This is a genomic window from Alteromonas nitratireducens (genome assembly GCF_040812025.1).
Classification (GTDB): domain Bacteria; phylum Pseudomonadota; class Gammaproteobacteria; order Enterobacterales; family Alteromonadaceae; genus Alteromonas; species Alteromonas nitratireducens.
This window is the reverse complement of sequence record NZ_JBFNPK010000006.1, coordinates 40,666-58,694: the sequence shown is the minus strand read 5'-3', so window position 1 is coordinate 58,694 and position 18,029 is coordinate 40,666. Positions and strand designations below refer to the sequence as shown.

General features: G+C 54.3%; 17 protein-coding genes. 4 read left to right on the top strand and 13 right to left on the bottom strand.

Features of this window, described 5'->3' with window-relative positions; genetic code table 11:
- Positions 1-37: 37 nt before the first annotated feature.
- Both AB1N33_RS07315 and AB1N33_RS07310 read right to left on the bottom strand, forming a co-directional pair.
- Positions 38-367, bottom strand: a complete 330-nt coding sequence (locus AB1N33_RS07315) for a DUF3630 family protein (protein WP_411270893.1) — start codon at positions 365-367, stop codon at positions 38-40.
- Positions 355-1,779 carry a protein adenylyltransferase SelO gene (locus AB1N33_RS07310; RefSeq protein WP_411270892.1) on the bottom strand — a complete coding sequence of 475 codons (1,425 nt, stop codon included), beginning with the start codon at positions 1,777-1,779 and terminating at the stop codon, positions 355-357. The genes AB1N33_RS07315 and AB1N33_RS07310 overlap by 13 nt, the downstream gene beginning before the upstream one ends.
- 212 nt (positions 1,780-1,991) lie before the next feature.
- Between AB1N33_RS07310 and AB1N33_RS07305 the strand changes: the two genes are divergently transcribed.
- Positions 1,992-2,660, top strand: coding sequence for a glutathione S-transferase family protein (locus AB1N33_RS07305; protein ID WP_411270891.1), 669 nt, complete (start codon positions 1,992-1,994; stop codon positions 2,658-2,660).
- On the opposite strand, the gene recQ is transcribed toward AB1N33_RS07305, so the two are convergent.
- On the bottom strand, positions 2,661-4,511 hold the full coding sequence (gene recQ, locus AB1N33_RS07300; RefSeq protein ID WP_411270890.1) for a DNA helicase RecQ: 1,851 nt from the start codon (positions 4,509-4,511) through the stop codon (positions 2,661-2,663). It lies immediately after the preceding gene.
- Positions 4,512-4,682: 171 nt separating this feature from the next.
- Between recQ and AB1N33_RS07295 the strand changes: the two genes are divergently transcribed.
- Complete coding sequence (locus AB1N33_RS07295; RefSeq protein WP_411270889.1) at positions 4,683-6,020, top strand: magnesium transporter; 1,338 nt, start codon at positions 4,683-4,685, stop codon at positions 6,018-6,020.
- A gap of 75 nt (positions 6,021-6,095) precedes the next feature.
- Positions 6,096-7,013, top strand: coding sequence for an EamA family transporter RarD (rarD, locus tag AB1N33_RS07290; RefSeq protein WP_411270888.1), 918 nt, complete (start codon positions 6,096-6,098; stop codon positions 7,011-7,013).
- Between the two features lie 2 nt (positions 7,014-7,015).
- Here the strand turns inward: rarD and AB1N33_RS07285 are convergent, their stop codons facing one another.
- Together AB1N33_RS07285 and uvrD are read right to left on the bottom strand one after the other, a co-directional pair.
- Entirely contained in the window at positions 7,016-8,272 is a 1,257-nt protein-coding gene (locus tag AB1N33_RS07285) for a GGDEF domain-containing response regulator (protein WP_411270887.1), read from the bottom strand.
- 48 nt (positions 8,273-8,320) lie between these two features.
- Positions 8,321-10,492, bottom strand: coding sequence for a DNA helicase II (gene uvrD / locus AB1N33_RS07280; protein ID WP_411270886.1), 2,172 nt, complete (start codon positions 10,490-10,492; stop codon positions 8,321-8,323).
- Positions 10,493-10,782: 290 nt separating this feature from the next.
- Here uvrD and cysE point away from each other — a divergent pair, with 290 nt between their 5' ends.
- Positions 10,783-11,598, top strand: a complete 816-nt coding sequence (gene cysE, locus AB1N33_RS07275) for a serine O-acetyltransferase (protein WP_411271015.1) — start codon at positions 10,783-10,785, stop codon at positions 11,596-11,598.
- Here the strand turns inward: cysE and AB1N33_RS07270 are convergent.
- From AB1N33_RS07270 to AB1N33_RS07235, 8 genes are read right to left on the bottom strand one after another with little or no spacing between them, the layout of a single operon-like run.
- Positions 11,591-12,304, bottom strand: coding sequence for an HAD-IA family hydrolase (locus tag AB1N33_RS07270; RefSeq protein WP_411270885.1), 714 nt, complete (start codon positions 12,302-12,304; stop codon positions 11,591-11,593). The two genes, cysE and AB1N33_RS07270, sit on opposite strands and share 8 nt — an antisense overlap.
- Positions 12,305-12,316: 12 nt before the next feature.
- Positions 12,317-13,237, bottom strand: coding sequence for a tyrosine recombinase XerC (xerC, locus tag AB1N33_RS07265; RefSeq protein ID WP_411270884.1), 921 nt, complete (start codon positions 13,235-13,237; stop codon positions 12,317-12,319).
- A gap of 7 nt (positions 13,238-13,244) precedes the next feature.
- Positions 13,245-13,934, bottom strand: a complete 690-nt coding sequence (locus AB1N33_RS07260; protein ID WP_411270883.1) for a DUF484 family protein — start codon at positions 13,932-13,934, stop codon at positions 13,245-13,247.
- Entirely contained in the window at positions 13,931-14,761 is an 831-nt protein-coding gene (gene dapF / locus AB1N33_RS07255; protein ID WP_411270882.1) for a diaminopimelate epimerase, read from the bottom strand. The genes AB1N33_RS07260 and dapF overlap by 4 nt, the downstream gene beginning before the upstream one ends.
- A 34-nt stretch (positions 14,762-14,795) precedes the next feature.
- Positions 14,796-16,046 (bottom strand): diaminopimelate decarboxylase, encoded by a 1,251-nt coding sequence (lysA, locus tag AB1N33_RS07250; protein ID WP_411270881.1) that lies wholly within the window; start codon positions 16,044-16,046, stop codon positions 14,796-14,798.
- The gene (lptM, locus tag AB1N33_RS07245) at positions 16,046-16,204 is read right to left on the bottom strand and encodes an LPS translocon maturation chaperone LptM (protein ID WP_411270880.1); all 159 of its coding nucleotides are present in this window, start codon (positions 16,202-16,204) and stop codon (positions 16,046-16,048) included. Before lptM ends, lysA begins: the two co-directional genes overlap by 1 nt.
- 49 nt (positions 16,205-16,253) lie before the next feature.
- Complete coding sequence (locus AB1N33_RS07240) at positions 16,254-17,321, bottom strand: MJ1255/VC2487 family glycosyltransferase (protein WP_411270879.1); 1,068 nt, start codon at positions 17,319-17,321, stop codon at positions 16,254-16,256.
- Position 17,322: 1 nt separating this feature from the next.
- The gene (locus tag AB1N33_RS07235) at positions 17,323-17,835 is read right to left on the bottom strand and encodes a phosphatase PAP2 family protein (RefSeq protein ID WP_411270878.1); all 513 of its coding nucleotides are present in this window, start codon (positions 17,833-17,835) and stop codon (positions 17,323-17,325) included.
- Positions 17,836-18,029: the final 194 nt, after the last annotated feature.

Here is an 18,029-nt window from a genome sequence, read left to right as displayed (position 1 = left end):
CAGGTCAAGACCATCCCTGAGCCCTTATCATAGCGGATTATTGGTTATTTTGTGAACTTTCAAGGTGCTGAAAATAATCAAAAAACTCACCGGCGGTAGCGGTCTCGCCGGCATCAGCCGATAGCCACATGGCATCGCACAGCCACTCAATATTCAGCAGCAACCGGTAAGGTCCGCACTGCAAACGCGCCGCACACCGATCGGCTCCCCAGTCGCTACTCTGACAGGTAGCACTGGTCACGGTACACAGACGACGAATAAACAGATCGGTGTGCGCGATGTTGTCCGGCAGCGGCCAGTCAATCAGCACAACGTCATCAGCCAGACTCAGCGCCTGGATAAAGGTGGTCAGGGTTAACTGCTGCATGACAGGCTAACCTCATGGGTTCCGGTGGGGACAGCGGCAAACGGATGCGCGTCCCACTGACTGTCATACGGCGATGTTACTGCCCGAAACAGTGTGTCGGCCAGCACAAAATCGCCTGTTTCGGCCTGCGCTATCGCATCGGCAAGCAGGTGGGTCCGCGGGATCACGGCCGGATTCGTGGTCAGCAGTGCCGACTGTGGTACATCGCTGTCAAGCCGCAGCGCACGATAGTCATGCCACCAGGCATCAAACGCGTCGCGGTCGAGAAAGTGATCGCGGACAAACGACGTGGTGTCAGTCAGATCGCTGCGTGCCAGCAACCTGAAACTGTGGGTGTAATCACGCTGCTGAGATGACAACATCGAAAGCCAGCGGTCAATCAGTGCCTGACTTTGCGGAGTGTCATTCAGCCCCAGCCTGCGTCGCATCAGGTGGCCATACTGCTGGAGAAAGACCGGCTCGAACTGTGACAGCGCCGCTTTAATTTCATCAACACTGCAGTGGTCGGTAAACGCGTATGCCAGCATGTTCAGATTCCACAGTGCAACCCCGGGCTGCTGGTCGAACGCATAACGGCCCTGTTCATCTGAGTGGTTAAATACTGCCGACGCATTGAAGGCGTCCATGAAGGCATACGGACCGTAATCAAAGGTAATGCCATGCACAGACATGTTGTCGGTATTCATGACCCCGTGGACAAACCCCAGACTCTGCCACAGGGCTATCAGGCGGGCGGTGCGCAGCGTAATGGCGTTAAGCAGCGCGGCCGGTGGATTTGCTGCGCTCAGACATTCCGGAAAATGGTGCTCCAGGGTATAGGTCATCAGTGCGTTCAGCTTCTGTGGTGCTTTGGCATGGAAAAAGTATTCAAAGTGTCCGAAGCGAATGTGACTGGGGGCAGTCCGGATCATCATCGCGCCAGACTCAGGCTGCTCGCGCAGCACTGTCTCGTCGCTGGTAAACAGGCACAGTGACCGGGAAGACGGCACGCCCAGCGCATGCATGGCTTCACTACCGATGTATTCGCGTAAGGTTGACCGCAGCACCGCCCGGCCATCAGCAAACCGCGAGTAAGGCGTTTGTCCGGCGCCCTTCAGATGCAGGTCGTGGTATGTGCCGTCCTGATGCTGTGCCTCGCCGAGTAGCAGACCCCGTCCATCACCAAGATCCGGATTCCAGTAACCAAACTGATGGCCGCCGTATTTTTGCGCCATCGCACCACCAGAAAGGACAGAGTCCGGATCGCCTAACAACTGCGTAATGCCATTATTTTGCCACCAGTCGTCAGGGCACCTCAGTTCTCTGGCGTGATCATGGTTTACCATCACAAGATTTTGATTTTTAAGTAAAGTTGGGGTTACCTGACTACCAAGCTCAGGGAGCGACGTGGCAAAACGACGAGACAGTTCCACAATTCAGACCGGCGCGATGATCAACATGCCGACAGGGTAACATACCTGCCCGGTCTGCCACATCGCGTTCGTGCATGCAGAAAAAAGATTAAATTTTATTTAGGTTTTAATCCTGAACCCCGTGTGTAGGGTAGGCATTAAAGTAACCGTGCGGTGTGCGCCGTGCCATTGGCCAAAACAACAATTACAACAAAGACACTATCAGAGGGACTATGCTCACACTTCATCATCTTAACGATTCCCGCTCACAGCGTATCCTGTGGCTTCTGGAAGAACTCGGCGTAGATTATCAGCTCGAAAAATATCAGCGTGATGCCAAAACCAATCTGGCCCCGGCAGCACTCAAAGCCGTTCATCCGCTTGGCAGGTCGCCGGTGCTGACGACCGACAACGGCGCCATCGCAGAATCCGGCGCCATTGTTGAGTATCTGATTACCCATTATGCAAAAGACAGCTTCACCACGCCCACATCACCAGAAGACCATCAGCAATATTTGTTCTGGATGCATTTTGCCGAAGGGTCACTGATGCCGCCAATGGTGGCGCGGCTGGTACTGGAAAAGGCCCGCGAAAAAGCATCAAAGCCTCTTTTCATTAAACCTATCACGCACAGACTGATTGATGGGATCCTGGATGCGTACTATGGCCCTAACCTTGAACGCAGCCTGCGCTACGTTGAAGCGTACCTCGCAGAACATGAATGGTTTGCCGGTAACGGCCCCACCGGTGCGGATGTGCAAATGATTTTCCCACTGGAATCACTGGTGGCGCGTGGGCGGGGAGATACCTTCAGCGCGATTAAGGGCTACGTGTCACGCATCCACGCAAGACCAGCCTACCAGCGCGCGCTTGAGAAAGCCGGCGATTACAGTTACGCGTGATCACACCGGAATGTCGGTGCGATTCACGTAATCATCAATCAGCTGCATAAACGGCTCGCCGTAGCGGGCCAGTTTAGTCTGGCCGACACCGCTGACATCCAACATGGCGGCGGTGTCGGTGGGCAGACGGGATGCCATGTCTACAAGGGTAGCGTCGCTGAATACCACATAAGGCGGCACGCCGTTTTCTTCTGCCAGCACCTTACGCAAATGTTTAAGACGCACAAACAACGTTTTGTCGTAGTTTGCCGGCGCCTGCTTGCCTTTGCGGGTGGGTTTAAATTCAAGTCTGGGCACTGCCAGCGAGAGCGCGGTTTCCCCTTTGAGGACGGGGCGCGCGGCTTCGGTCAGGCGCAGTGCTGCATTCGCGGTAATGTCTACCCGAATCAGTCCCTTGTGGATAAGCTGATTGATAATGTTGTGCCAGTAGCTGTCGGTTTTGTCTTTACCTATGCCGTAAGTCGACAGTTCATGATGTCCGGCCTCCTGCAGCCGGCGTAACTGTTTGCCACGCAGCACGTCAATTACATACTGTGTCCCGGCCTGTTGTTCCAGACGGAGTATGCAGGACAACACCATCTGGGCGGTGGTCAGTCCGTCCACCATTTTCGGTGGATCCAGACAAATATCGCAGTTGCCACACGCGCTGTCGCTGAACTGGGAAAAATAGTTTAGTAGTACCTGGCGGCGGCAGGTCTGGGCTTCGGCAAAGGCTTCCATGGCCGCAAACTTTTGCAGCTCAACCTGGTTGCGCGCTTCCACGTCACCCTGTTCAATCCATTGCCTGACGCGGGCAGCATCTTTTTCGTCAAACAGCAGTAAGGCCTCGGCGTCGAGACCATCGCGCCCGGCACGCCCGGTTTCCTGGTAATAGGATTCGACGCTGCGCGGCACATCATGATGCACCACAAAGCGGACATTGGACTTGTTGATACCCATGCCAAATGCCACGGTAGCCACCACCACGTCGACTTTGTCATTGAGGAACTGACGCTGGACAAACTCGCGTTCATCGCTGTCCTTACCGGCATGATACGCTGCGCAGCGTATGCCCTGGCGATAGAGTCGTGCACTCAGGTCATCCACTTTCGCGCGGCTGTTACAATAGATAATGCCACTGCCGTCCTGTTGCTTTACGTATTCCACAATCTGGTCAAACGCTTTGTATTTTGACATTACCCGATAGCGGATATTGGGGCGGTCGAAACTGCCCTTGTAGATGAGCGGATCCTGTAGCTGTAACTGAACAAGGATGTCACTTTGCGTGGCGGTATCGGCGGTTGCCGTAAGACCAATGACCGGGATCGCAGGAAAGTCGGCTTTCAGCCGGCCCAGCATGCGGTATTCCTGACGAAAATCATGGCCCCAGTGCGACACACAGTGCGCCTCATCAATGGCAAACAGGGCAATGTCGCATTGCTGCAGGGTTTGCAGGAAGCTGAACTGAAGCAGGCGCTCAGGCGATACATACAGTAAATCAAGCTGGCCGGAGCGCAGGGCATCCAGTGTGCGGGCCTGGTCGTCGGCTTCCATACTCGAATTCAGGTAGGCGGCACGAATACCCAGGGCGTGCAGTTGTTCGACCTGATCCTGCATCAGCGAGATCAGGGGCGATACCACAATGCCGGTACCGTCGCGGATCAGCGCAGGGATTTGGTAGCACAGCGATTTGCCGCCGCCGGTTGGCAACAGCACCAGCGCATCGCGACCTTCGCAGACACCATTGATGACGGCTTCCTGACCGTCACGGAAGGTTTTATAACCAAACACATCAGACAGCACAGACAGCGGTGTCCTTGCTGAGGAAGTAGCGTCGGGCGCGGCAGTGGGAGAAACCGTTGAAATCGTCATCGTGGGGATTTTACGTAATTTTTGCCTGCGCTTCACGGGGTGAGGTGTAAAACTGGGCTAAAAAACAGGAAATAACTGAGTCTGCGGGGAAAAAACCGACGATCCGGTTTGTCACCATGTGCATTATGCTGGGATAATGACACGCATTACCGCGCAATTACTGGGGGACGTATGGCCGAGCCACTACCGGATCTTATCGAAGAATTTGTCTCTGAAAGTCAGATGGACGATCCTGCCGCTATTGTTACTGCGCTGGCCGGTCAGGATGACGTGTACGTTGCTACCCTGCTGGAATCGTTGCCGGTTGAACGTCGTCTGGCGGTATGGGAAGGGATCCCCCGTGACCGCAAGCTTGATTTGCTGGTGGAAATGCGGAGTGATCCGCGTGAAATCCTGATTGATAACACCGGTGATCATGAATGGGCTGCGATTTTTTCAGATATTGAAGCGGAAGACCTGCTTGAGCTGCTCGACTCGCTGCCTAATCGTCTGGTTGACCTCGCCTATGCCGAGCTGGACGCACAGCAGCAGGATTACTTCCGTGAGGCGACCGCGTTCAATGATGACCAGGTCGGGCACTGGCTGAGTCATGAGTTACTGGTCTTGCCGCTAAACGCAAAAGTGCGCGAGGGACTGCGCCTGATTCGCCGTAAAGTACCGCAGCACTGCGATACTATCTTTCTGGTGAACCGGTCAGGACAATTTTCTGCCGCGGTCAGACTGACCCGCCTGTTCAGTGCACCGGAACACCTGCCGCTGGTTGAATTAACGGAAGAAAATGTCGGTGTGCTGCGTGGTACGGATGACTCCACATCGGCGTCACTGCAGGTGCAGCGCTCCGGGTTGTCTTCATTACCGGTAGTGGATGACAGTAACAAGCTGATAGGCCGTCTGGATATTACCTCGGCGAGCGAACTGATTAATGAAAACTATGAGCGCCAGGTCATGGCGTCGGCCGGTATGGACGAGGACGAAGACTTGTTCTCGCCAGTGGCGAAAAGTGCACGTAATCGTGCCGTCTGGCTCGGCATTAATCTGTTAACGGCGTTTCTGGCGTCGTGGTTTATCGGGCTGTTTGAAGCGACGCTGCAGCAGGTTGTTGCGCTGGCGGTTCTGATGCCGGTGGTTGCCAGTATGGGCGGAATCGCCGGCAGCCAGACACTGACCCTGATTGTACGCGGTCTGGCGCTCGGTCAGGTCACCAGTGCGAACTTTCGGGCGCTGATGGTAAAAGAGCTGAAAGTCGGCGGCGTGAACGGACTAATCTGGGCACTGGTTATTGGCATTGTGGCGTATTTCTGGTTCACCGACGCGTTGTTGGGACTGGTGATTTGCCTTGCCATTCTGGTCAACATCGTGGCAGCTGCCTTTGCCGGGGTTTTCCTGCCCGTGATCCTCGACAAACTGAAAATTGACCCGGCGCTGTCCGGCTCCGTGATCCTGACAACGGTCACAGACGTTGTGGGATTTGTCGCTTTTCTGGGGCTTGGCACCCTGTTTTTATTGTAGACTTACGCGCTTTTCCGGCACGGCGCGTGCCGGCAGGCGCTGACCTTACTGACTGTTTACAGGAGCACCGAGTCCTTGAGCGAGACAACCCAGAATAATGCCGCCAGAGTGGGCGTAATTTGTGCTATTGCTGCCTACACCATGTGGGGATTTGCGCCTATGTATTTCAAGCAGCTTGCGGTGATGCCGGCGGCTGAAATACTGGTGCATCGTATTGTCTGGTCGGCCCTCATTCTTGTTGTGCTGATTGCGGTGATGGGGCAAAAACACAAGGTTGTGGCTGCCGTAAAATCCGCTAAGGTCATGAAAACCTTATTTTTTGCAGGTATCTTACTGGCCGCCAACTGGCTTTTGTTCATCTGGGCCATTAACACCGATCATCTGCTTGATGCCAGTTTGGGTTACTACATCAACCCGCTGCTCAATGTGTTTCTTGGACGCTTGTTTTTAGGTGAACGGCTCAGACCGTTGCAGCGAATGGCGGTAGGCCTGGCCATTATCGGTGTCGCGGTACTGGTGTTTTCCTATGGTTACCTGCCGTGGATTGCGCTGGTGCTGGCTGGCAGCTTCAGCGTATACGGTCTGCTGCGTAAGCAGGTGGCGGTTGACTCCATGCCCGGTCTGTTTATTGAAACCCTGATGATGCTGCCGGCCGCGCTGGCTTACTGGTGGTGCTTTGGTTCGGTCCACAGCAATATGCTGACTAACCCGGTGACGCTGAACCTGTTGCTGGTCGCGGCTGGTGTTGTGACAACGGCACCGCTGCTCTGCTTCACCGCTGCCGCCCGGCGTATCATGTATTCGACCCTTGGCTTCTTCCAGTATATCGGGCCATCCATCATGTTTTTGCTGGCCGTATTTCTGTATGGCGAACCTCTCGAGGAAGCGCGCCTGATGACCTTTGGCTTTGTCTGGACCGCACTGGTATTGTTCAGCCTGGATTCACTGCGTGATTACCATCGCCAGCGACGTCTGCGTAAGCAGATGGTGTAGGGTTACTTCAGAGTGAGTGGCTCGCCGCAGCATATCTGATTACGTCCGCGGTGCTTAGCCTCATACAAATGCAGATCGGCGTCTTTCAGCAGGTCCTCAATTTTCTGCGAGGGCGTAAAACTGACGCCGATGGACGTGGTGACCGGGATCTGCTGTTTGCGGTATTTTACCGGGGTTTTCTCCACTTTCTGGCGGAACGCTTCTAACCGCTGCATCACCACGTCACGCGGGATATTCGGGAAGTAGAGACAAAATTCCTCACCGCCAAAGCGTGCGAAAATCACATCCGCAAACTGCGACTTAATGTGTCGGGCAATGGCTTTCAGTACCGCATCACCGGCGTCATGACCATGGGTATCGTTGATCTGTTTGAAAAAGTCGAGATCAAGCAGCGCCAGGGCGTGGGTTGCAGGCAGCGTCTGATAGCCGAGGTTAACCGAGTAGAAAAAGTGACGCCGGTTGGGCAGACCGGTCAGGTAGTCGGTGTTAGCGGCGCGACGTATGGCCTCGACACTTTCCATGTATTCCACGTTCTGCATAATGCGACACAGCGCCTCTTCCACACAGTAGGGCGCGCGTAAAAAGTCATTAGCGCCACTCTTGATGAAATGCGCCGACATCAGCGAACTGTTGTTATCGGCAATGCCAATAATACCTAACTGCTCTTTAGAAAAGGCCTTGCGAAGTGAAGCGACAAACTGGCTGCCGGAGGTGTCGGGCAACTGGCTTGATGTGATGACCAGTCTGACATGGGGGTGGTCTGCCAGCACAGCCAGGGCGTCTTTGGCGTTGCTTGCCTCATAAACCACGAAGTTATGACGCAGTAACAGTGACGACATCTCTGCGCGCTGACTGCGATTGGCCGATACCACCATCACGCCGGTATGTTTATTTTTTTGCAGACGGTGCAGTAACCGGAACAGGTAGTCGTAGTTCTGGGCATTTTCTTTTGGCACGTAGTCGATGACCGGGCGTGACAGCACCGCGCTGCGGGTGTCCGGGCGGATGTCATCGGTGACCGCAATCGTGGGCAGAAAGGCGTTGATGGTAAAGTCGATGGCCTCGCCGTGTGGCGCATCGGGTAGCGCGTAAGTCACAATGGCACACAGAAATGATTCTGGCAGGGCATGCTCAAACAACTGTCTGGCCTGGGTCAGTGAGTCAGCGCCTACCGGTGTCAGACCGGCTTTATGCACCAGGCGCGAAACCCGTCTCAGGCTGGCTTCACTGCTTTCGATAACCAGAACATGCTCTTGCAAGGTGCCAGACCCCTTAATGTTAGTGTGTCCTACGTGTGTTATTACCGCTTACGCATGCTCCAGTTTTGCGTAAGCCAGAACCAGCCATTTACTGCCAAATTCATCAAAGTTGACCTGCACGCGTGCGTGGTCACCAGACCCTTCATAGTTGAGCACGATGCCTTCACCGAACTTACGGTGGACAACCCGCTGCCCAAGCTGAAACCCGCTGTCCTCAAACGCTTCATGTGAAGCCTGGCGGCTGAAACGGTTGTGCACCGGACGCGACACCGTAGCATTCAGGCGAACCTCTTCAACATACTCAGACGGAATTTCCCGAATAAACCGTGATGCCGTATGGTACTTATCCTGACCATAAACCCGTCTGCTTTCAGCATAGGTCATAATCAGCTTTTCCATCGCACGTGTCATACCAACGTAGCAAAGACGTCGCTCTTCTTCCATGCGACCAGGCTCATCATTGGTCATGGGGTTCGGGAACATACCTTCCTCAACGCCTGCCATGATCACCAGCGGGAATTCCAGACCCTTGGCAGTATGAATGGTCATCATTTGCACCGCATCCTGATCGGAGTCAGCCTGGGTTTCGCCGGCCTCCAGCGACGCATGAGCCAGAAATGCTGCCAGCGGCGTCATTTCATCGGCTTCCTCAGGCACAATGAACTGCTTACAGGCGGTGACCAGTTCTTCCAGGTTTTCCAGACGGGCCTGTGCTTTCTCACCGCGTTCTGCCTGATACATAGCGTACAGTCCCGATTCCCTGATGGTGATATCGGCCTGACTGTCTAAAGGTTGATCGACAATTTTCTCTTTCAGTTCGGTGATCAGCAGGCAAAAACTTTTGATGGCATTCAGGGCGCGGCCTTTCAGGGCACCTTCGCTGATCAGCAGTTGCGCGGCCTGCCACATAGAACAGTTATGCGCGCGGGCGGTCTGGCGAATCTCAGATAATGTTTTTTCGCCAATACCGCGGCTGGGGGTATTTACCACACGCTCAAACGCGGCATCATCATGCGGATGATTGACCATACGCAGATAGCCCAGCGCGTCTTTGATTTCCTGACGTTCGAAGAACCGCAGACCACCATAGATGCGATAGGCCAGCCCTTCATGCAGGAGGGCCTCTTCCAGTACCCGTGACTGCGCGTTGTTTCGGTACAAAATGGCGGTGTCAGCCAGAGCATTACCTTTATTCATCCATGATTTGATTTGTGACACGATAAACCGTGCCTCATCGAGCTCGTTAAACCCCGCATATACCGAAATCGGCTCACCCTGACTTCCCTCAGTCCACAACTCTTTGCCCAGCCGGCCATGGTTATTGTCAATAACCGCATTGGCGGCGTTCAGGATGGTGGCCGTGGAGCGGTAATTCTGTTCCAGTCGGATGGTGGTGGTGTCACCGAAGTCTTTAAGAAAATGATGAATATTGTCGACGTTCGCACCACGCCAGCCATAGATAGACTGGTCATCGTCACCGACAATCATGATGGAGTTGTCGTTACCGGCACACAGCATGCGCAGCCAGGCGTACTGAATGTTATTGGTGTCCTGAAATTCGTCAACCAGCACCGCACGGAAGCGACGCTGATAGTGGCTGAGCACCTCCGGGTTTTTCGCCCAGAGCTCGTGGGCACGCAACAGCAGTTCGGCGAAGTCGACCAGCCCGGAACGATCGCAGGCGTCCTGGTAAGCGGCATAGATTTCACGCATTTTTTGTTGCGTGGCGTCACCGTGGGTTTCAATGTGCTGTGGGCGCAGGCCCTCGTCTTTGTTACCGTTGATGTACCACTGACACTGGCGGGGTGGCCAGTGCTTCTCATCCAGGTTCATGGCTTTCAGGATGCGACGGATAAGCCGGTACTGGTCGTCCGAATCGAGGATCTGGAAATTTTCCGGCAGGCCGGCTTCTTCGTGATGGGCACGCAGCAGACGGTGCGCCAGCCCATGAAAGGTGCCAATCCACATGGTGTGCAGGCCGCGACCCATGAGTGACTCAATACGGCCGCGCATCTCGCGTGCGGCTTTGTTGGTGAAGGTTACCGCCAGAATAGAAAACGGCGCGATGTTGTCGACTTCCATCAGCCATGCGATGCGATGCACCAGTACGCGGGTTTTGCCACTGCCTGCACCGGCCAGTACCAGCATATTTGACTGTGGCGCGGCTACCGCCTCACGTTGTCTGTCGTTAAGGTCGTCAAGCAGTCGCGATACATCCATAACACCATTACCTGTCGTTGATTCTTTAAAAGGCTCTATTATGCCAGTTGGCTGTGCATTTATACAGGGTTGGCATGGTTTCTGCGGGCTTTTTATCGCAGGCAGGCGATAACAAATGCCCTGCCGGGTAAACCTGATAACGTTTGCGACAGTATCAAGACCACGCACGTTCAGCGGGACGCAAGCATCAGCATTCCCACCCGCAACATGTTACACTGCGCCACAGGCGTAAAGGGCCGGCGTTATCCGCCATCACGTTTTCTATTCACAACCCTGACAGGACAATCATGATGCATGCCGTTTCTCCCACTATCGACTTCTGGCAGTCGCTGAAAAGCGAAGCTCAGTCTGTAGCACACAATGAACCGCTGTTGGCCAGTTTTATCCATGCCTGCATTCTGACCCACCATAATTTTGAATCCAGCCTGAGCTTTATTCTGTCAAACAAGCTGGCTGACGATGTAATGCCGGCACTCGCCATTCGTGAAGTCTTCGACGAGGCCTATTTGCTTGAGCCGTCAATCAGTGAATCCGCTGTTGCCGATATTGAGGCGGTGTACGCGCGCGATGCGGCGGTTAATGAGTATCTGACGCCGCTGCTCTATTTCAAAGGGTTTCATGCCATTCAGGTGCACCGGATGGCGCATTATTTGTGGAATAAGGGGCGTCATCAGCTGGCCCTGTTCCTGCAAAGCCGGAATTCAGAAATGTTTGGTGTCGATATTCATCCGGCAGCAAAAATTGGTAAGGGCGTGATGTTTGACCATGCTACCGGCATTGTGGTGGGCGAAACCGCCGTGGTCGAAGATAACGTGTCTATTCTGCAAAGTGTTACGCTGGGCGGAACCGGTAATGAGTCTGGCGACCGTCATCCGAAGGTTCGTCAGGGGGTGCTGGTAGGCGCAGGGGCCAAGATTCTTGGCAATATCGAAATTGGCGAGGGCTCTAAAGTGGGCGCCGGTAGTGTGGTGCTGAATGATGTCCCTGCACACGTTACGGTGGTGGGTGTACCTGCCAAGGTAGTGGGGCGTCCCTGTTGTCAGCGTCCGTGTGACTCGATGAAACAGAACTTCCTGGAAGACAACACCCCTTACTCGGCTAAATAAGCCAGGTCAGTTCTTCTAATGCATCGAGCGCGAGGTGAGGCAGCTCTCGTGCCGGTTCGCGTGACAAGTTCATGGTGCGGTTACAGGCATACCAGGCAGACTGGTAACCAGCCTGCATTGCGCCATGGATATCTTTAATAAGATTATCACCAACATGCAGAATGCTCCCGGGTGCGCGCCCGGCCAGCGCGGCCGCTTCGTCAAACATCGCCCGGTGGGGTTTCATCGGACGCGCCAGACTGGCATGCAGGATATGGGTGAAGTAGGGCGCAATGCCAATTTGCCGGGCATTAACATTCCCGTTGGTGATGCCTATCAGCGGTATGGACGAGGACAATGCCGACAGCGTCTGGTGAACCTCGTTGCTGACCTGAAAATCACTGCGGGCATGATAAAACACCTCAAAGCACTCGCGCGCCGCGCGATGCAGCAAATCCCCGCTGATATCGTCTTTCAGCGCCACGCGCAGCGACCGCAGACGCAGTTCGCCCATGTCTGACGCCAGCGCCGGGGTTTCAGCAATCAGGGTGCGTTTGATATCACGCCATTGCTTAAGGGTGAGTTGTGCGGCCGCGGGGTAGTGTTGCTCGAGATGGGCTTTGAGCACCTGATCGGCATGGCGAATAATAGGTTCATTGTTGTACAGGGTGTCATCCAGATCGAACGTCATGGCCCGTACGGGCTTTATCGGGCGATAAAAACGCATGCCTACCTCTGATTATGATTTCTTCTTTTTCGCCCTGGGATGGGCGGCGTCATACACCTTTGCAAGATGCTGAAAGTCCAGGTGCGTGTAGACCTGTGTGGTGGACAGATTGGCGTGCCCCAGCAATTCCTGAACGGCGCGCAAATCGCCACTGGACTCTAGTACGTGCGTAGCGAAGGAATGGCGCAGTTTATGCGGACTGACTTTCTGCTGGGGTAAATGCGCTGCGGCCATCTGATCAAGCCGGTTGGCGACCTGTCGGTTGGAGATACGGGTTTTCCTTTTGCTGACAAACACCGCGGGCTCGTAAGGTGAGGCGTAGTGCGCCCTGACTTTCAGCCAGTCCTGCAGTGCCTGCCAGGCTTTTCTGCCCATTGGCAGAATACGCTGTTTGCTGCCCTTACCCATCACCCGCAGAGTGCCGTCACGCTGCACGTCACTTAAGTTCAGTCCGGTCAGCTCACTCAGGCGCAGGCCACAGCCATACATCAGTTCAAACATGGCGGTATCTCTTAGCACAATGCCTTCGTCTGACTCAGCGTCGTTAAGCAGTTGCTGCATATCATCCACCGACAACTGCTTTGGCAGCGGTTTGCCCTGTTTGGGCGCACGTACTCCTTCCACCGGGTTGCTGGTGGTCTCGCCACGGGCAATCAGAAACTTGTACAGGGTACGCATGGCAGACAACCGCAGGGCAATCGAGCGTGCGCTGAGGCCGCTTTGTCTGGCTGAAGCCATGACCCGCTTCACATCGTTGGGGGTCACTGACAGCCAGTCATCCAGCGCCAGCAGAGCGGCGACGTCGGTAAGCTGGCGGCGATAGTTATTGATGGTGTGGTCAGAGAGGCCCCTCTCTACCTGCAGGTGCAGCAGGAAGCTGTCGAGCCATTGCTGGCATTTTTCTGCTAAGACAGGCGAGTCTGATGTGTCCACAATGGCGTTAGTAGCCCATCATCGGCGGCAGGATAATATTCAGTACCTGCTGCAGTTGTTTCAGCAACAGGGTATCCATGTCGGGGGTAAAGTGACTGGCGTTGTCGCTGCTGATAGCAAGGATCCCAAGATCTTTATCATCACCCAGCAGGATCAGGGCCACTGACTCAGCCGGCGCATCCTCGAACAGCACCTGACGTTCATGTTGTGATAAGCGGCCAAAGAAAAAGGTACTGTCGCGGAAACGCTTTTCGGTAAACAACCGCTTTTGCAGTTCAGAAACGGCGTGCGGGCCCTTGAAGCTTTTGATGATAGCAGACGACAGCGACAGGCGCTCCTGCAACACGTCTTCGAGGGTGTACTGCACCTCAGCAACACTTTTGCAGCGCAACAGCTGCACGTTCAGATCGGTGTAGACCCGGTAAATTTTTTCGTTCTGCTTGGCAATGCCAATCAGCTGATTAAGTTTAAAATTCAGGTGACGGAGTTTTTTACGCAACTGCTCGCTCTGGATCTGAACCAGAGAAATACTGCCCTGCGGGCCGTGAGGAACCTCAAGGATTTCAAGTAAATCAGGGTTGTCAGCAAGAAACGTCGGATTGGCCTGCAAAAACTGCCTGACCTCACGTACGCTGATGGTATTGTCGTCATCCACGGGTGCTAACGGCACGGTGGTTTGCCCTGATACTTCACTCATAAAGTTATTTGTCCGTCATAGATATGCTCGGCCGGCCCCGTCATTTTCAGTACGCTGTCCGGTCCGGGCCATCTTATCCTCAAGCTGCCGCCGGGTAAATCTACCCTGACATCCTGTCCTAATTTACCCTGAATCTGGCCGATTGCAACGGCCGCGCAGGCACCACTGCCACAGGCCAGCGTTTCTCCCGCGCCGCGCTCAAATACCCTCAGACGAATATGGGTGTCAGACAGGATCTGCATAAACCCGACATTCACGCCCTCGGGAAACCGTTCATGTCGCTCCAGCAGCGGGCCAATCTCTTCAACCGGGGCGCTGTCAACATTGTCCACTTCCATCACACAATGGGGGTTGCCCATGGAAACCGCACCGCAAAACAGCGTGTGGTCGTTAGCGCGAATGATGTACGTATTTTCCTGCTTGTTGGCTTTCAGGGGAATGGCGGCCGGTTCGAAATTTGGCTTGCCCATATTCACCGTAACCTGGCCGTCCTTTTCCAGATACAACACCATTTTACCGGCTTTGGTGCTGACTATAATCTTGTTGCGGTTAATCAGGCCTTTATGTTTGACGAAGCGCGCAAAACAGCGGGCGCCATTGCCACACTGAGACACTTCTGACCCGTCCGCATTGAAGATGCGGTAGTGAAAGTCCTGGTCCGGATCGTAGGGAGGCTCAACCATGAGTAACTGGTCAAAACCGACACCAAAATTACGATCTGCCAGCTGTTGTATCTTTTCTTTGGAGAAAAATACATTCTGGGTCACGTTATCAATGACCATGAAGTCATTGCCCAGACCATGCATTTTTGAAAACTGAACTTGCATCAACAGCGCATCTTATCGTTATCTGTAAGCTAGTTTACGTAACTTTATGCTCACCTTTCCAGAGATCTTTTTGTTTTTCTCGTTCCCGCACCAGGATTGCACGCTCACCGTCTACCATGACTTCGGCGGGCCGGCAGCGACTGTTGTAGTTTGATGCCATGGTAAATCCGTATGCACCGGCGCTGCGTACCGCCAGCAAGTCGCCGGGGGCAATTGTCAGTACCCGGTCCTTACCAAGAAAGTCACCGGTTTCGCAGACCGGCCCCACCACATCATAAACCTGAGACGATGCGTCGGAGGTGGCACTGACCTCAATAATTTTTTGCCAGGCCGAATAAAGAGCAGGACGCAACAGGTCGTTCATGGCCGCGTCAACAATCGCAAAATGCTTTTCCTCACCTTCTTTAATAAACTCGACCCTGGTGACAAGAATGCCCGCATTAGCAGCAATCGCCCGGCCGGGTTCCAGGATCAGTGTCAGGGATTCGCGCCCCTGCATACGTTCGGCCATCGCGGCAGCATAATCGCGAGGATGTGGCGGCGACTCTTCGTTGTAGGTCACACCCAGTCCGCCACCAACATCAAGGTGTGAAATCGTAATGCCTTTCGCGTGCAGGGCATCTACCAGGTCAAGCAGGCGATCCAGTGCATCCACAAATGGCGTGACGCTGGTCAGCTGTGAACCGATATGACAATCCATGCCGGTAACCCGTAAGTGGGGAAGACTGGCCGCCAGTTCATAGGTCGCAATCGCACGCTCCCACGGAATACCAAACTTGTTGGCTTTGAGGCCCGTCGAAATATACGGGTGCGTCTGCGCATCCACGTCAGGGTTAATGCGCAGGGAAATTGGCGCTGGCTTTCCCACCTCTTCGGCAACGGCGTTGATGCGGTGCAGCTCGGCTTCAGATTCCACGTTAAAACACAGAATGTCGGATTCCAGCGCAAAACGAATTTCTTCGGGGGTTTTGGCAACCCCGGAGAACACCACTTTTCTTGGGTCGCCGCCTGCCTCAATGACGCGCGCCAGTTCGCCGCCGGAGACGATATCAAATCCCGAGCCCAGTTTAGCCAGTACGCTCAGTACGCCAATGTTAGAATTCGCTTTTACCGCGTAACAGATGAGATGTGGGTGCTCACCAACCGCATCATCAAAGGCATGCCAGTGACGGGTCAGTGTGGCACGCGAATACACATAAAGTGGGGTGTCATATTGCGCCGCGAGGTCGCTGACGGCACAGTCTTCGGCAAACAGGTCGCCGTGACGGTATTCAAAGTGGTCCATTATTGTTGCTCATTTGCCGGCGTGGAGGGGACGGGATCAGCCCCGGAAGACGTGGCCTGATTGTCAGGTGCCTCTTCAGGCAGATACAACGCGCCGCGATAGCCGCACGCAGTGGTCAGCAGTGTCAGAACAATAAGCAAAATACGTCGATTAAACACAATGTCCCCGCAGGAGATCCCCAAATGCCGCTATCATGGCATTGCCATCTCAAATTGCAAGAGACATTAGTTTTTCGCGGGTTTGCGAACCAAACTTTACCTGTTTCCAGAGTGCGTCGCACAGGGGTTGGGTGTTGCGCCAGTCACCCTGGATCAGCCAGTCAATCAGTACATCAGGCTGACGCGGAAACTCAACCGCTTCGGTCTGGCCGGTAGCCAGCCATTCTTCCACCGTGTCGGTATCCAGAACGAACAGCGTCTGACACAGCCCCAGTTTATCCAGCGTCATTACATTCGACAGTTGCTCGAACTGACCAAGCAGCGGTTTAATAAGCAGTTTTTTACCCAGTTGCAGCGCCTCGCTGGACAGTTCAAAGCCCGCATTGGCGATCACGCCACTGCAATGCTGCAACGCATGGTGAAAGGCCGCTTTGGCAGTCGGCTGCCACTGAATATGGCCGGTGCTATGGGCAACGCTGACGTCGGGATGGAAGCAGATAAAATGCTGATCGCTTAAGGGCTCCAGCATCAGCCTGATCTCACTGGTATCTTCAAACGGCAGGTAAACCAGCACATGCCGGTTCTCGCAGTGTGGCGTGGGAGTATCCTCAATAAACGGCGGCACAATGGGCTGGTTAAAGTGATACCAGTGCACGCCAAGCTTAATGTCGGTAGGGGCGAAAAACCGCATGATAAGTTTATCGGTCAGGGTTTCACCGGCACGCGGGACATTGTACGTAAACGCAGCCTGGTGACTGATAGAAATTGATGGCAGGCCGGCACGCTTTGCCGCCCAGGCGGTGAGAGGTTCAAAATCATTGATCAGCAGGTCATAGGATGAGACATCAAAGGCCCTGACATCGCGGATAAACTGACCAGCTTTCGCCTGACGCAGCGTTTTGATGCGGTCAACCCGGCCATGACTGGTAACAAAACTCAGTCCGGTATAGGTGCGATAGCGACCAAACACGTCCATGTCGAAATATTTGTCGGCAGGACGGCCGGAAAAAACAAAATCCACATCCACATCGTCGCGCTTTGCAAACGCTTCTGCCATTACCCTGGCACGGGTGATGTGACCATTCCCTGTACCCTGAACGCCATACAGTATCTTCATGTTATCCCAGTAATGTAATGCTAAGTGAAGAAATCGTGAGTCCCAGTGCCATGCCTGCGATGACATCTGTGGGGTAATGCACCCCAAGCAGTATGCGCGACAGACCGATCAGTGCTGCCCAGCTGTAGGCCACCACAGCAAAGGGCGGGTAATAGTGCGCCACCATGTCGGCCATCAGGCAGGCAGCAGCAGTGTGGCCTGAAGGCAGCGAGAATTTGTCCGACGGCGTTACATGCGCTTTAAGGTGGGCAATAAAGTCGCAGGGGCGAGGACGACGAAACCATTTTTTGAGCGCAACATACAGGGGCAGTTCCAGTGCGTAGGCCATCAGGGCGGTATACAAAAACAATTCACCGTGCTGTGGTTCAAATGCCCAGAGCAACACGCCAATCAGGAAGTACAGGTAGCCGTCGCCGGTCTTTGACAACCAAATCACGGCCCGGCAGTCGCGTTCACGGGTCAGCCCGTACAGCCGGTGAAACAACTCTGTATCGTAGTCGGTCAAGGACTTCATGGCGTACCCTCACCTGGTTAGATTGTGAGCAGAATAGGTAAGCACTGTGATCGGTTCGTGACAGAAAAAAGAAAGGTTTGTGACAATCGCCAGCGGGCTGGGTTTGCCGGCTGACAGTGACTTATCGCAGCGGCAGGATTTAACCGTTTGCATTCAGTCAATTAATGCTATGCTAAGAAACAGCTACCGGCACA

Bases quoted from the DNA above. Each gene is read 5' to 3' on its own strand.
- AB1N33_RS07240 (WP_411270879.1), bottom strand. From the start codon at position 17,321: ATGAAGATACTGTATGGCGTTCAGGGTACAGGGAATGGTCACATCACC.
- uvrD (WP_411270886.1), bottom strand. From the start codon at position 10,492: ATGGATGTATCGCGACTGCTTGACGACCTTAACGACAGACAACGTGAG.
- AB1N33_RS07305 (WP_411270891.1), top strand. From the start codon at position 1,992: ATGCTCACACTTCATCATCTTAACGATTCCCGCTCACAGCGTATCCTG.
- AB1N33_RS07295 (WP_411270889.1), top strand. From the start codon at position 4,683: ATGGCCGAGCCACTACCGGATCTTATCGAAGAATTTGTCTCTGAAAGT.
- cysE (WP_411271015.1), top strand. From the start codon at position 10,783: ATGCATGCCGTTTCTCCCACTATCGACTTCTGGCAGTCGCTGAAAAGC.
- AB1N33_RS07315 (WP_411270893.1), bottom strand. From the start codon at position 367: ATGCAGCAGTTAACCCTGACCACCTTTATCCAGGCGCTGAGTCTGGCT.
- dapF (WP_411270882.1), bottom strand. From the start codon at position 14,761: ATGCAAGTTCAGTTTTCAAAAATGCATGGTCTGGGCAATGACTTCATG.
- AB1N33_RS07270 (WP_411270885.1), bottom strand. From the start codon at position 12,304: ATGCGTTTTTATCGCCCGATAAAGCCCGTACGGGCCATGACGTTCGAT.
- AB1N33_RS07235 (WP_411270878.1), bottom strand. From the start codon at position 17,835: ATGAAGTCCTTGACCGACTACGATACAGAGTTGTTTCACCGGCTGTAC.
- lysA (WP_411270881.1), bottom strand. From the start codon at position 16,046: ATGGACCACTTTGAATACCGTCACGGCGACCTGTTTGCCGAAGACTGT.
- recQ (WP_411270890.1), bottom strand. From the start codon at position 4,511: ATGACGATTTCAACGGTTTCTCCCACTGCCGCGCCCGACGCTACTTCC.
- AB1N33_RS07260 (WP_411270883.1), bottom strand. From the start codon at position 13,934: ATGAGTGAAGTATCAGGGCAAACCACCGTGCCGTTAGCACCCGTGGAT.